Annotated in this window: 13 protein-coding genes; 5 read left to right on the top strand and 8 right to left on the bottom strand. The window is 68.3% G+C overall.

The features are described from left to right. Window positions 1-207: 207 nt before the first annotated feature. On the top strand, window positions 208-1059 hold the full coding sequence (locus tag FXN61_RS38865; protein WP_167978900.1) for a helix-turn-helix transcriptional regulator: 852 nt from the start codon (window positions 208-210) through the stop codon (window positions 1057-1059). On the opposite strand, the gene FXN61_RS38860 is transcribed toward FXN61_RS38865, so the two are convergent. From FXN61_RS38860 to FXN61_RS38830, 7 genes are all read right to left on the bottom strand, one after another. Next, window positions 1056-2390 carry a GH1 family beta-glucosidase gene (locus FXN61_RS38860; RefSeq protein WP_167978899.1) on the bottom strand — a complete coding sequence of 445 codons (1335 nt, stop codon included), beginning with the start codon at window positions 2388-2390 and terminating at the stop codon, window positions 1056-1058. The two genes, FXN61_RS38865 and FXN61_RS38860, sit on opposite strands and share 4 nt — an antisense overlap. Next, window positions 2383-3339, bottom strand: coding sequence for an ABC transporter ATP-binding protein (locus tag FXN61_RS38855; RefSeq protein ID WP_167978898.1), 957 nt, complete (start codon window positions 3337-3339; stop codon window positions 2383-2385). Before FXN61_RS38855 ends, FXN61_RS38860 begins: the two co-directional genes overlap by 8 nt. Continuing rightward, a complete protein-coding gene (locus FXN61_RS38850) occupies window positions 3336-4154 on the bottom strand; it encodes an ABC transporter permease (protein WP_312878339.1) in 819 nt (272 codons plus the stop codon). Before FXN61_RS38850 ends, FXN61_RS38855 begins: the two co-directional genes overlap by 4 nt. Window positions 4155-4158: 4 nt before the next feature. Next, the gene (locus FXN61_RS38845; RefSeq protein ID WP_167978897.1) at window positions 4159-5139 is read right to left on the bottom strand and encodes an ABC transporter permease; all 981 of its coding nucleotides are present in this window, start codon (window positions 5137-5139) and stop codon (window positions 4159-4161) included. Then, window positions 5136-6053 carry an ABC transporter ATP-binding protein gene (locus FXN61_RS56675; RefSeq protein WP_167978896.1) on the bottom strand — a complete coding sequence of 306 codons (918 nt, stop codon included), beginning with the start codon at window positions 6051-6053 and terminating at the stop codon, window positions 5136-5138. The genes FXN61_RS38845 and FXN61_RS56675 overlap by 4 nt, the downstream gene beginning before the upstream one ends. Further along, on the bottom strand, window positions 6050-7690 hold the full coding sequence (locus FXN61_RS38835; protein WP_167978895.1) for an ABC transporter substrate-binding protein: 1641 nt from the start codon (window positions 7688-7690) through the stop codon (window positions 6050-6052). The genes FXN61_RS56675 and FXN61_RS38835 overlap by 4 nt, the downstream gene beginning before the upstream one ends. Window positions 7691-7796: 106 nt before the next feature. Further along, window positions 7797-8792 carry a LacI family DNA-binding transcriptional regulator gene (locus FXN61_RS38830; RefSeq protein ID WP_030474275.1) on the bottom strand — a complete coding sequence of 332 codons (996 nt, stop codon included), beginning with the start codon at window positions 8790-8792 and terminating at the stop codon, window positions 7797-7799. Window positions 8793-9056: 264 nt separating this feature from the next. Between FXN61_RS38830 and FXN61_RS38825 the strand changes: the two genes are divergently transcribed. Further along, window positions 9057-9596: an MOSC domain-containing protein gene (locus tag FXN61_RS38825; RefSeq protein WP_188135961.1), complete on the top strand. Its 540-nt coding sequence runs from the start codon at window positions 9057-9059 to the stop codon at window positions 9594-9596. A gap of 160 nt (window positions 9597-9756) precedes the next feature. Here FXN61_RS38825 and FXN61_RS38820 read toward each other — a convergent pair whose 3' ends face one another. Beyond that, complete coding sequence (locus FXN61_RS38820; RefSeq protein WP_167978894.1) at window positions 9757-10494, bottom strand: alpha/beta fold hydrolase; 738 nt, start codon at window positions 10492-10494, stop codon at window positions 9757-9759. A 295-nt stretch (window positions 10495-10789) separates the two neighbouring features. Between FXN61_RS38820 and FXN61_RS38815 the strand changes: the two genes are divergently transcribed. From FXN61_RS38815 to FXN61_RS38805, 3 genes are all read left to right on the top strand, one after another. Then, a complete protein-coding gene (locus FXN61_RS38815) occupies window positions 10790-11686 on the top strand; it encodes an anti-sigma factor RsbA family regulatory protein (RefSeq protein ID WP_167978893.1) in 897 nt (298 codons plus the stop codon). Between the two features lie 61 nt (window positions 11687-11747). Continuing rightward, window positions 11748-13046, top strand: coding sequence for a wax ester/triacylglycerol synthase family O-acyltransferase (locus tag FXN61_RS38810; protein WP_167978892.1), 1299 nt, complete (start codon window positions 11748-11750; stop codon window positions 13044-13046). 22 nt (window positions 13047-13068) lie between these two features. Beyond that, the gene (locus tag FXN61_RS38805; protein WP_167978891.1) at window positions 13069-13734 is read left to right on the top strand and encodes an HAD family hydrolase; all 666 of its coding nucleotides are present in this window, start codon (window positions 13069-13071) and stop codon (window positions 13732-13734) included. The last annotated feature ends 276 nt before the right edge of the window (window positions 13735-14010 follow it).

Here is a 14010-nt window from a genome sequence, read left to right as displayed (position 1 = left end):
CCGCGTCCTCCCGCGACGAAGAGCGGGCCGCGGCCGCCCCGATGCCGCGGCTGGCGCCGGTGATGAACACGACCTTGCCGGTGAGCAGGCCGATGGGTGCGCTGTCGATGTTGTTGGTCATGACGACAGTGTTCGGCGGGCTTCCAGGTCGGATACAGGCACAGGCAGTACCAGGATCCGTCGCCGCGCGGGGTGCAGACTCGGGGTATGGACAGGCACGAGCTGGGGGCGTTTCTCCGCAGCCGCCGTGAGCGGCTTCGGCCGGAGGACGTCGGACTCCCCTCCGGACCGCGACGCCGGACGCCGGGTCTGCGCCGCGAGGAGGTCGCGGTACTCGCGCACATCTCCACGGAGTACTACGTCCGGCTTGAGCAGGGCAGGGCACCGCGGCCGTCGGGTGAGGTCCTCGCCGGGATCGCGGGCGCGCTGCGGCTCACCGACGCAGAGTCCGATCACCTCCACGTCCTCGCGGGCACCGCGCCGAGTCGTACGGGGCTGCATCGGCGTGACGTCCGCCCGAGCATCCTCGCGCTCCTCGAACGGTTGCCGCACACGGCGGGTTTCGTGATATCCGCCGCGTTCGAGGTGCTCGCGTGGAACGACCTCGCGGCCGCGCTCATGGAGGACTTCGCCGCGCTCGCCCCGCAGGACCGCAATCTCGCGCGCCGGGCGTTCCTCTGGCCGGCGCAAGCTGACACGACGCTCTACGGGATCTCCGACGCCGCCGAGTTCCGGCACCACGTCGTCATGGAACTCCGCACCACGGTCGCCCGCTACCCGGCGGATCCCGCGGTGACCGGTCTCGTCGACGAGCTCCGCGACGCCAGCCCCGACTTCGCCCGGCTCTGGGAGCGGCACGACGTGCAGGCGGCGCCGATGCTCACGAAGACCTTCCGCCACCCGGTCGTCGGGGAGATCACCGTTGACTGCGACACGCTCACGCTCACGGAACGCGACCAGCACCTCGTGCTCTACAGCGCGCCGCCGGGATCCCCTGACGCCGAGGCTCTGGCTCTTCTGAACGTGCTGGGAGCCGAGGCTGGTGACTACCTGCGTTAGCGCCGAGACCGAGTGATCAGATCCCGGTACCACTGTGCACTCTGCTTCAAAGTCCGGGCCTGAGTCCCGTAATCAACCCGGACGATGCCGAACCTCTTGGCATACCCGTACCCCCACTCGAAGTTGTCCATGAGCGACCAGGCCAGATACCCCCGCACATCCGCCCCAGCCCGTACAGCGGCAGCCACGGCAGAGATGTGCGAGGCCAGGTACTCAACCCGGTCAGCATCAGCCACGTATCCGTCCTCAACGGACAGATCGTCGAACGCGGCCCCGTTCTCGGTGATCACCATCGGCACCCCGTAGTCCTGCTGCAACCGCACCAGCAACGACGTGAACCCTGAAGGCACGATCTCCCAGCCCATGGCGGTGACCGGCAACCCCTGTGGCACCACCTCAGGCGCAGCAGGATCATCCGTCGCCTTGAACACGTGCGACGTGTAGTAGTTGACGCCGAGAACGTCCAAGGGCGTAGAAATGATCTCCAGGTCACCGGTCCTGACCGGAATCTCAGCTCCGCGAGCAGCGATGTCGACGAGCACGTCCTCCGGATACCGCCCGTGCACCAACGGATCCAGGTAGATCCGGATACCCAGCCCGTCAGCACGACGGGCCGCATCCACGTCACGCGGGTCGTCGGACGCAGGCGTGGAAACGCCCATGTTCAACGTGATGCCCAGAGACGAAACCTCACGCGACCGCAGCTCCTGCGCAGCCAGCCCGTGGGCCAGCAGCAGGTGGTGAACAGCCCGCATGGCCTCGCCGAAGTTCTTGCGCCCAGGCGCATGACGCCCGGTGTCGTAGCCGAGCATCGCCGAGCACCACGGCTCGTTCAGCGTCGTCCACGTCGGCACGCGGTCACCCAAAGCGTCGTGCACCAGCCCGGCGTACTCGGCGAAGCGGTAGGCCGTGTCGCGGTGCGGCCAGCCGCCCGCGTCTTCCAGCTCCTGCGGCAGATCCCAGTGGTACAACGTCAACCAGGGATCGACGCCCTTCTCCAGCAGCTCGTCGACGAGGCGGGAGTAGAAGTCCACGCCCTTGGCGTTGACCGGGCCGCGGCCGCCCGGCTGGACGCGCGGCCAGGACACCGAGAAGCGGTACTTGTCCACACCCAGCCGCGCGATCATCGCGACGTCGGAAGGCATGCGGTGGTAGTGATCGCAGGCCACGTCACCGTTCTCGCCGTTCGCGACGGCGCCGGGACGGCGGGAGAAGGTGTCCCAGATGGACGGAGTCCTGCCGTCCTCGTCGTACGCGCCCTCGATCTGGTAGGCCGACGTCGCGACGCCCCAGAAGAAGTCGGCCGACAGACCCGCGGTCATCTCAGACATGCACTTCCTCCAACCAGCACGCCACGCGACGGCGTTCCTCGACGGATTCCAGCGACGGCGTCCGCTCGGCGCAGACGTCGAGAGCCTGAGGGCAACGCGGGTGGAAGGGGCAGCCCGTCGGCATCGAGCGCAGGTCCGGCGGCGAACCGGGGATGCCGCGAAGCTCACGGCGCGGGCCGCGCAGCGCCGGGAACGACGCCAGCAGTCCCTGGCTGTACGGGTGCTTGGCGGCACGGTAGATCTCCGACGCCGGCGCCTCCTCCACGATCCGGCCGCCGTACATGATCGCGATGCGGTCCGAGAACTCGACCAGCAGCGAGATGTCGTGGGTGATGAAGATGACCGAGAAGCCGAGCGTCTCGCGCAGCCTCATCATCTGGCCGAGGATCTGCCGCTGCACCACCACGTCCAGCGCGGTGGTGGGCTCGTCCATGATGACGATCTCCGGTTCCAGCGCGAGGGCCATCGCGATCACTACGCGCTGCCGCATGCCGCCGGACAGCTGGTGCGGGTACGACGACAGCCGGTCGACCGGGATCCCGACCAGCGACAAGAGCTGGCGACCGCGATCGGCCCTCTCCGCACGGGTCATCGAAGGACGGTGGGTCCGCAGCACGTCGTCGATCTGCGCGCCGACCGAGATCACCGGGTTCAGCGCGTTCATCGCGCCCTGGAACACGATCGCGATCTCGTTCCAGCGCAGCACCTGCAGCTGCCGGTCGGTCAGCGACAGCAGGTCCTGGCCCTTGAACAGCACCTCGCCGGACGGCACGCGTCCCGGCGCCTGCAGCAGGCGGGTCGCGGCGTAGGCCAAAGTGGACTTGCCGCTGCCGCTCTCCCCCGCGAGGCCGAGCACCTCGCCCGCGTTCAGCGAGAGCGAGACGTCGTGCACGGCTCGCAACGAGCCGTAGTCCACCGAGAGATCACGGATCTCCAGCACCGGGCTCATGCGCGCACCTTCCGCAGCCGGGGATTCGCGTACTCGTCGATCCCGAAGTTGATCAGCGCCAGCGCCGTGCCGAGCAACGCGATGCACAGGCCGGCGGGGACGAACCACCACCACGCGCCCTGACCGAGCGCCTGGTTGCTCTGCGCCCAGAACAGGATCGTTCCCCAGTTCCAGGTCGACAGCGACACGACGCCGACGAACGACAGCGTGATCTGCAGCATGACCGCGAAGATCACCGTGCCGACGAACCCCGAGGCGATGACCGCCATCAGGTTCGGCAGCACCTCGAAGACGATGATCCGCCAGGTCCGTTCACCGGATGCCCGTGCCGCCTCGACGAAGTCGCGGCGCCGCAACGACATCGTTTGCGCGCGCAGGACGCGAGCGCCCCACGCCCACGCGGTCAGGCTGATCACCGCCGCGATGAGCACGGTGTCCGCCGACGGCAGCATCGAGGCCACGATGATGATCAGCGGCAGCGCCGGGATCACCAGGAAGACGTTGGACAGCATCGACAACGCCTCGTCGGCCGCACCGCCGAGGAATCCCGCGGTCACACCGACCAGAATGGACAGAAAGGTCGCCAGCACACCGCAGACGAGCCCGACGACCATCACTCCCCTGGTGCCGACGAGCACCTGCGAGAAGATGTCCTGCCCGGTCATGGTCGTGCCGAACCAGTGAGCGCCCGACGGCGGCGACAGGATCTCGTCACCCATCTCGGACGGGTCGTACGGCGCGATCCACTCGCCGATCACGGCGATCAGCGCGAAGAAGGCCAGAATCCCCAGGCCCAGTTTCGTCTTGAAGTTCACCGTGTCACCCCTCCCGCCGCGTGCGCGGGTCGAGCAGCAGGTAGCCGACGTCCGCGAGCAGGTTCGCCACCAGCACCGCCAGTGTGATCACCAGGAACACGCCCTGCATCAACGGGTAGTCCTTCGCGCCGATGCCCTGGAACAGCACGTAACCAAGGCCCGGATAGGAGAACACCATCTCCACCAGCAGCGCGCCGCCGACGATGAAGCCCAGCGACAGCGCGAAACCGGAGATGGACGGCAGCACGGCGTTGCGTGCGGCGTAGGCGAACATGATCCGCCGCTGCGACAGGCCCTTGGCCCGCGCGACCAGCACATAGTCCTCGGCCGTGACGGTCACCATCATGTTGCGCATGCCCAGGATCCAGCCGGCCACCGAGCTCACGACGATCGTGATGCCGGGCAGCACGGCGTGCTCCAGGACGCTGCCGATGAACTCACCGGAGAACTCCGGCACCAGCCCGGCGGCGTAACCGCCGGACGCCGGGAACAGCGGCCACGTCACGGAGAACACGGAGATCGCGATCAGCCCGAGCCAGAAGTACGGGATCGACGACAGGAACGTCGTCACCGGGATGAGCGAGTCCATCCACGAACCGCGCTTCCAGCCCGCGTAGACGCCCATGAGCGTGCCCAGCAGGAACGCGATGACCGTGGTCACGCCGACCAGCCCGAGCGTCCACGGAAGCGACTGCGAGAGCACGTCGGCGACCGGCGTCGGGAAGAACGTGAACGACAGCCCGAGGTCACCGCGCAGCAGCGCACCCCAGTAGTCGACGTACTGCTCCCAGATCGACTTCTTCGCATCGAGCCCGAACAGGATGTACAGCGAGGCCATCGCGTCGCTGTTCAGCCGCCCGCCGAGCTTGGTGATCATCGCCTGCACCGGGTCGCCCGGAAGCAGGCGCGGCAGCAGGAAGTTCGCCGTGATCGCCGCCCACAACGTGACCAGGTAGAACAGCGCGCGGCGCAGCAGGAACGTCATGCCGCCGCCTCCACGTACAGCCAGCACGCCGCCCAGTGCCCGTGGGAGTCGACCTCGGTGCGCGGCGGCGCCTCGGTCCAGCAGCGGGACTGCACCTTCGGGCAGCGCGGCGCGAACTGGCAGCCCGCCGAGACCGCGGCGGTCTCCTCCGACGGGGCGTCCAGCGCGACGACGGACCGTTCCGGATCAGGCGCGGACTCGATCAGCAGCTGCGTGTACGGGTGCGCCGGCCGCTGCGTCACGGACTCGCTGTCGCCGCCCTCGACGATCTGGCCGCCGTACATCACGAACGTCTCGTCGGCGAAGTAGCGCGCCGACGCGATGTCGTGCGTGATGTAGAGGACCGCGAGCTTCAGCCGTTCCTTCAGGTCCAGCAACAGGTTCAGCACACCGAGCCGGATGGAGACGTCCAACATGGACACCGGCTCGTCGGCGAGCAGCACCTCGGGGTTGGCCGCGAGCGCTCGTGCGATCGCCACGCGCTGCCGCTGGCCACCCGACAACTCGTGTGGGTACCGCGAGACGAAGTCCGCCGGCAGGTGCACCCGCTCGAGGAGCTCCTCCGGCGTCTCCGGCCGCTTGTGGATCTTCAGCGGCCTGGTCAGGTGGTAGCGGACCGTGTGGACGGGGTTGAGCGAGGCGAACGGGTCCTGGAACACCATCTGGACCTTGCGCCGGTACTCCCGGACCCGTCGCACCTTCCTGCCGTCCAGCAGGATCTCCCCCGCGGTGGGCTCCACCAGCCGCGCCAGCAGCTTCGCCACCGTCGACTTGCCCGATCCCGATTCGCCGACGAGGGCGGTCACGCGCCCGCGGCGCAGGACGAGGGAGACGTCCTGCACCGCGCGCACGCGCTTGTAGGTCTTGACCAGACCCTTTGCTTCCAGCGCCACGCCAAAGGGTTCAGCTGTCATGACGCCGGCTTCAACTTCATGACGATCTGCAGGGCGTTGGGCAGCGTGGCCTGCGGCGGACCGTACGGGTCCTCCTCGGTGGGCCAGCCGACCCAGCTCTTCGTGCTGTACTCGGCGCCGATCGGACCCGCGGAGGTCGGGATCATCGGCACCTGCTCGACCATGATCTTCTGCAGCACCGCGAGGCTCTTGGCCCGCGTCGCGTCGTCAGCGGCGTTCGCGTACTCCGTCAGCGCCGCCGTGGCGTCCGGGTTGTTGTAGCGGCCGAAGTTCACCGCCGCGGTCTGCCCGACCGGTTTGATCTCCGCGCCGTCCATGATGTTCTGGTACATCTCGTACGGCGTGGCACCGGTGTTGGTCCACCGCAGCGAGCCCTGGAAGGCGCCGTTCGCGAAGTCGGTCGTCCACGCGTCCGCGGTCTGCGTGCGCACGGTCGCCTCGATGCCGATCTTCTTCAGGTCGCTCTTGATGATGTCGAGCACCGTCAGGTAGTCGGACCAGCCGGACGGGTTGGTCAGCTCGATCGTCACCGGCTTGCCGCCGGGCGCCTTGAGCACGCCACCGTCCACAGTGAACCCAGCCGCGGTCAGCTTCTGCTTCGCCTTGTCGACGTCGACCGCGAACCGCGCGGACTTGTACTCCGGCGCGAGGAACGACTCACCGGCGGGCAACGGCATGCCGGTCGGCGACTCGAGCTTCGGGAACAGGCGAGCCTCACCGCGGACGAAGATCGCCTCGCGGTCGATCACGTCGCTCATCGCCGAACGCAGTGCCGCGTTGTCGAACGGCGCCACGGTCGTGTTCAGCCACAGGCCGTGGATGCCGAGACCGGCGGGGAACCACAGCTTGTGGTTCTTCGGGTCCTTGTCGACGTAGAGCTTCTGGTAGTCGGGGATGAAGACGTACGACCACTGGCTCGCGCCCGACGCCAGCGCGGTGGTCTGCGCTGTGTTGTCGTTGTAGGAGGTGTACTGGATCTCCGGCACCTTCGGCAGTTCCTGCCAGTACTCCGCGCGCCGCGCCACCGTGACGGTCTGCGAGGTGAACGACTTCAGCTGGTACGGGCCGGTGCCCACCGGGCTCGGGTTGGTGTAGGTCGTCGGGTCCGGCACGGTGCTCCAGACGTGCTGGGGCACCACCATCGCGCTGATGACCTTGTTGCGGTTCACGAACTGCGGGGACGCGAACGTGACCTCGACCTTGCCGTCCTGCGTCGCCGTCGCGGTCTCGACCTTGAGCGAGTCGCGGTTGTTGAGCGCGGGCCACTTCTTGAGGATCTCGTACGAGAACGCGACGTCGGCCGCTGTCAGCGGCTTGCCGTCGGACCACTTCACGTTCTCCCGGATCGTGAAGGTGACCTTCTTGTAGTTGTCCGCCCAGTCCCACTTCGTCGCGAGCCACGGCACGGGCTCCTGGGCGGGCCGCGTGTTGTTCACGAACGCGAGCGGCTCGTAGATCACGTAGCGGTAGCCGAGCGAACCCGCCGCCGACGTGGGCAGGAACGGGTTGTGGTTCTCGGTCAGCGGCCCGTTGGGCATGCCCACGGTCAGCACGCCGGAAGCCTTGGTGGCGCCACCAGAGGAGCAACCGGTCGCCGCGAGCGCCAGTGCCAACGCGACGATGATTGTTCTGCGCATGGGGGAATCTCCCGATACGACGGCGCATGAGAGCGCTCTCTCACGCGTACGGCGAACTCGCCAGACCACGAGCAACGGTCTGGCGCGTTCGTTCAGTTGTGGTGGGTCAGGGCGCGGATTCGCGCACGATCAACGAGGTGGGCAGCACCAGCGGATGGTCGGGCATCGGCTGTCCCTCGAGCGTGGAGAGCAGCATCCGCGCGGCGGCGGCGCCCATCTCCTGCAACGGCTGGCGGATCGTCGTCAGCCTGGGTTCGGTGTGGCCGGCGACCGGGACGTCGTCGAAGCCGACCACGGACACGTCGCCGGGGACGGTCCTGCCTGCTTCACGCAGCGCCCGCAGCACCCCGACCGCCGAGAGGTCGTTCTGCGCGAACACGGCGTCGAACGGGATGCCGCTGGCGACGAGCTTGTCGACGGCGACCTCACCACCTTCCGTGGTGAAGTCGCCGTCGACCACGAGGTCCGGGTGCAGCGTCAGGCCCGCTTCCGCCAAAGCGAGCCGGAACCCGTCCAGCCTGGCCTGAGTGCACCCGAAGTGCGGTGGTCCGGTGACGACGGCGAACCTGCGGCGACCGGCCGCGACGAGATGCCGTGCGACGTCCGCGCCTCCCTGCCGGTTCGTCGTCGTCACCGAGGGGAACTCCGGGTGCGAGCCGCGATCGTCGATCATGACGACCGGCAGTCCCGCCCGGTAGAGCGTGGAGATGTAGTGCAGGGCGTCCGGTGGCTCGACCACCAGCAACCCGTCGAAAGCGTTGGCGGACACGTGGTTCGCGAACTGGTTGAGCGACTCCGGCCCGCGGTTGAGCGTGTAGAGCAGCAACCCGTAGCCGTCGGCCTCGAGCGTGTCGACGATGCCCTGAAGGACCTCGCCCATCCACGGCCACGTGAGCGACGGTGCGAGCATGGCGACGGTGCGGGTACGACCCCGCGCCAGACCCACGGCACGCGCACTGGGCACGTACCCGATCTCGTCGATGACCTTCCGCACTCGCTGCGCGGTGGAGGCGTCGACGTCCGGCTTACCGTTCAGCACACGTGACACGGTCGCTTTGGACACCTGGGCGCGTTGGGCGACCTCTGCGATCGTGACACGCATGCCGAACTTCCTTTCCGCCGCCTCCGGAACCGGTTCCGTAACCGGTTCCGACGAGGTGTGACGGAGTCAACAGCCTGACGTGAGGATTAGTCAAGACTCTTGTCGGAACTTCGTGGGAGCGTTTCCACGGCGTCGCCCATCACCGCAGGTCGGGGCCGATCGGGTGAGCGCAATTGAGACACCTTGATCGATACCAGCCTCCTTGTGCGGCTGGGCCGAACGGAGCACCCGGCGGGCGGTCGATCATCGTGCACAATCAGTGGCATGGGGGTTGTGACAGCGGTCAGCCGCAGCAAGGAGTACACGTTCACCAAACCGGTGCAGCCGAGCATCACGTTGCTCGCCGGTCTCGGTGTCGAGGGCGACGTCCACCAGGGCGTCACGGTGAAGCACCGGTCGCGGGTCGCCCAGGACCCGACCCAGCCGAACCTGCGGCAGGTGCACCTGATGCATTCCGAGCTCTTCGACGAGCTGCGCGACAAGGGTTTCGCGGTCGAACCGGGCGAGATCGGCGAGAACGTCACGACGCGCGGGATCGACCTGCTCGGCCTGCCCACGGGAACGTTGCTGCACCTGGGTTCCGAGGCCGTGATCGAGGTGACCGGGTTGCGCAACCCGTGCCTGCAGATCGACGGGTTCTCGAAGGGGCTGCTCAAGGAGGTCGTGGGCAAGGGTCCCGGCGGTGAGCTGATCCGGCGCGCGGGGATCATGTCGGTCGTGCTCGTCGGTGGCGTCGTGCGTCCCGGTGACGAGATCGGAGTCGAGCTGCCTCCAGGGCCGCACAGGCCGCTCGAGAAGGTTTAGTGCCGTGGCCCGAAACCTTGGCGTGCAATTTCACGCTCAGTAGGACGCCTCGCGGCACCGCCCCCACGCCCCCATACGACTCCGGTATGAGGACGTGTGGGCGGCGCCACGATGCGCCCGCCTGACCGCGAAATGGCCGGCAAGGTTTCGAACCACGGCACTAATCGTTCCCGAAGTGGCCGTCGAGGATCACCGAGATCGTTCTCGGTGCCTCGACGATGGCCAGATGCGCCGCGTCACCGACGATGTAGAGCTCCGAGGCCGGTAGCTCGTCCGCGATGTGCCGCGCGAACTCCGGCGGTGTCGCGTGGTCCTGTGCCGCCGCGATCACCACGGTCGGCACGTCGATCTTCGCGAGGTCCGGCCGCAGGTCCATGTCCCTGATCGCCTCCGCGCAGGCGATGTACGACGGCACGTCGACCTTCAGCAGCTCCGCGCGGAAGTGCGCGACCACGGCCGGCGAGAACGCGGGCGTGAACCACCGCGAGACGATCGTGTCCGCGAGAGGCTCCATCCCGTACGAGCGCAGCACCTCGATCCGCTCGTCCCAGACGGACTTGTCCGGGTACCACGCCGTGGTGCACATCAACGCCAGCCGCGAGATCCGATCGGTGTGCGCGGCCAGCCACATCCCGATCATCCCGCCGAGGGACACGCCGCAGTAGTACACCTGACGAAGCTCCAGGTGATCCAACAGGTCCACCACGTCGCACGCCAGGTCTTCGATCGTGCACGGGCCCTCGACGGGCGCGCTGCCACCGTGACCGCGGTGGTCGAAGCGCAGCAACCGGAAAGGCAGCGAGAAGTCGCGCCACAGTTCGGTGGTCGTGCCGAGCGCGTTGCCGAGCACCAGTACCGGAGCGTCCTCCGGTCCAGTCAGCGTGTAGTGCCCGATCACGGTGTCACCTCCTCGCAAGACCCCGACAACCCGCGAGTCTGCCTGGGGTTTTCCCCGCACGCACCCCGAATCCACCTCGAAGAGGCACCGGAGCCGCTAGGCCGGAAGCGTGACGGAGCGTTGCGAAAGGCCGGAGTCCGGAAACGAGACGCCGGAAACGCGGTCCGGCTGGCTCGCTCGTTCACCCGTTGACCGCTTCACGTCCGGCAACAACCACCGGCCTGGCCCCCGCCGAAACACTGTTACGAGTAGCAGAATGATGGTTTGCCCGAGCCACCGACCCACCGGGAAGCCCATGAACTCCGTTGCTCCGTTCGCGCACGAGGCCCTGTTCTACCGGGACGAGGACGACTTTCTCGACGGTACGGCCAGTTTCGTCGCGGACGGCGTGAACAAGGGCGAGCCCGTGCTGGTGGCGGTGTCTGAGGCGAGGATCGCCCTGCTCCGCGAGCGACTGGACGGCAAGGCCGACGAGGTCCACTTCATCGACATGACCGAGGCCGGCCGCAACCCGGGCCGGATCATCCCCGGCGTGCTGATGGCGTTCAGCGCGAGCACGCAGGGCCGCTTCCGCATGGTCGGCGAACCGATGTGGCCGGGCCGCACCGACCTCGAGTACCCGGCGTGCGTCCAGCACGAGGCGTTGATCAACACGGCGTTCGAGGGCAGGCAGGGCGTCATGATGTGCACGTACGACGCGGCGGCGCTGCCCGGCCACGTGCTGGAGGACGCGCGACGCACCCACCCCGTCGTCATCGAGGGGACCAAACGGGTCGCCAGCGAGTGCTACACGGATCCGTCCGGGCTCGCCGACATCTACAACGTGCCGTTGCCGCCGCCGCCCGCCTCGGCCGAGGAGCACACGTTCTCCGTCGGCACGCTCGCACACATGCGCAAGGTCGTGTCGGCCTACGCGAACTGGCTGCGCCGCGAGCAGGTCGAGGATCTGGTGCTCGCGGTGAACGAGCTCGCGACGAACAGCATCCTGCACGCGTCCGGCCGAGGGGTGCTGCGGATGTGGCGCGAGGGCGACGCCGTCGTGTGCGAGGTGAGCGACTCCGGCAAGGGTTTCCCACCCTCGTTCACCGGCCTGTCCGGCTTCGGCATCGTGATGGTGAACCTGTTGTGTGACCTGGTTCGCACCCACACGAGTCACACGGGTACCACCGTTCGGGTGTACTTGGGGCGGTAGAGAGTCGCCGCCATCTCACCGCAATGCGCACGACACGCGAACCTGGTTGCCTAGCACACCTATGACAGAGCACCTCTCCCCCCTCGACATCGCTTTCCTCGCCATGGAGGGCAGCAGCAATCCGTTGCACCTCGGCGCGGTCGCGACCTTCGCACCGTCCACTCCGGTGCATCCGGCGCGCATCGCCGCCGTGCTGTGCGAACGCGCGCAGGAGATTCCACGCCTGCGCCAGCGCGCCCGCACCTCGTTGCTGGGCGGCGCGCGCTGGGTGGAGGATCCCGGCTTCGCGCCTGAGGATCACGTCTTCACGCACCACGTGCGCGGCCGGGATCGGTTCGCCACCTTGGTCTCCCACCTCATGGCGCAGCCGCTGGATCTGGCGCGGCCGCCGTGGGAGCTGCACGTGATCACCGGGCTCGCGGGCGGGCGGTTCGCCGTCGTCGCCAAGCTGCACCACTCGTTGTGCGACGGCATGAAGGCCGTTGGCCTGGGACTTCAGCTGTTCGACGCCTCGCGGCTGTCCATTCCGGACGCTCCGGAGCAGCCCGCGAAGTCGATCATCCCCTCGATCCCGTCGCTGCGCGGGATCAAGGACACGCTCGACATCGCCTCGTCGGTGTTGATGAACACCCGGCCGCCGACGCTGAACTCGCCGGTGCTCACCGCGTCCACCCGGCCGCGCCGCGTGGTGATGTCGCGACTGGATCTCGCGGACGTGCACCGGATTCGACGCGCGCATGGCGGCACGGTGAACGACGTGCTGCTCGCTCTCGTCACCGGCGCGTTGCGGCACTGGCTTTCCGCGCACGACAGCGCAGGACCCGAGTCGGTCGTGCGGGCGCTGATCCCGGTTAACCAGCGCTCACGCTCCGGCGACGCGGCATCGGGCAACCAGATCTCCGGCTACCTGGTCGCGCTGCCGGTCGGCGAGCCGGACCCGCTGGAACGGCTGCGGAACATCCGGCAGCAGATGGAGTCGGCGAAGGCGGCGGGACCGGACCGCGGCGCCGGGGCACTGCCCCTGCTCGCGGACAAGGTGCCACCACTGGTGCACCGACTCGCCGCGCCCGTCATGGGCCGCTGTGCCCCGCTGCTGTTCGACACGCTGGTCACCTCGGTGCCGCTGCCGTCCGTGCCGTTGTCGCTGGACGGCGCCGCGCTGTGCGAGATGTATCCGGTGGCCCCGGTCGCCCCTGGTCACGCGGTGGGCATCGCGCTCTCGGTGTACCGGTCCTCCGTGCACGTCTGCCTGAACACCAACCAGTCGTGGATGTCGGACGCGCAGTGGCTCGACGGCGTGCTCCGGCGCGAGCTGGCGGCCCTTCACCACGCGCGCGAGCTGGTGGGTTTGCCGAGGTAGAGGCACGGGCAAACCTGGCGGCATGAGCAACACCGTGGTCCTGGACGTGGACGGCACGCTGGTCGACACCAACTACCACCACACGGTGGCGTGGCTGCGCGCGTTCCGCGGCGTCGACGTCACCGTGCCCGCGTGGCGCGTGCACCGCGCGATCGGCATGGGCGGCGACAGGCTGGTGGCCGCCGTCGCCGGTGACAAGGTGGAACGGGACCACGGCGACGCGGTGCGAGCCGCATGGGAGAGGCACTTCGACGAGATGCTGGACGAGATCCAGCCGTTGGAGGGCGCGCACCGGCTGGTCCGTGCCGCGACCGACCTCGGGCTGGCCGTGGTGCTCGCCAGCTCGGGCAAGCGCAAGCACGTCGAGCACTACCTGAAGCTCATCGATCCGGGTGACGTCGCGTCGACGTCCTCCGACGACGTCGAGGACAGCAAGCCGGCGCCGGACCTGATCAAGGTAGCGTTGCGCGAGGTGAAGAGCACACGAGCGGTCGTCGTGGGTGACTCGGTGTGGGACTGCGAGGCCGCTGTGCACGCCGGGCTGCCGTCGATCGGACTGCTGACCGGCGGGTTCGGCGAGGAGGAACTGGTCGACAGCGGCGCGTCGGCCGTGTACTCGGACCTCGACTCGTTGCGGGCCGAGCTGGCGGACCTGCCGTTCGCGGAACTGGCCGAGCCCGAGGCCTGAGGACCGTCGGCCCGCGAGGCCTGAGGACTGTCGGTCCGGCTCCCTAGAATCGAAATTGGGGGTACCCGGCCAGAGTCGTGTGTGTGGTGCGCGCGCTTAGGGCCGGGAACGCTTAGGGCTGGGGAACCGACGACGACGGCGTCGGTACCACTGAGGACTTCTTGCGATCCTTGTCGCGACTCTTGCTGGGCCTGGTCGGCTCCTCGGCCGGCGGCTCCACGCTCTCGCTCGAAGAACCCGGCGTCGACGTCCCCGGCACCACGGCCCCCGGCTGCG

The sequence above is a fragment of the Lentzea indica genome (genome assembly GCF_012184385.1).
Classification (GTDB): domain Bacteria; phylum Actinomycetota; class Actinomycetes; order Mycobacteriales; family Pseudonocardiaceae; genus Lentzea; species Lentzea indica.
This window is presented reverse-complemented; position numbering and strand designations above follow the sequence as displayed.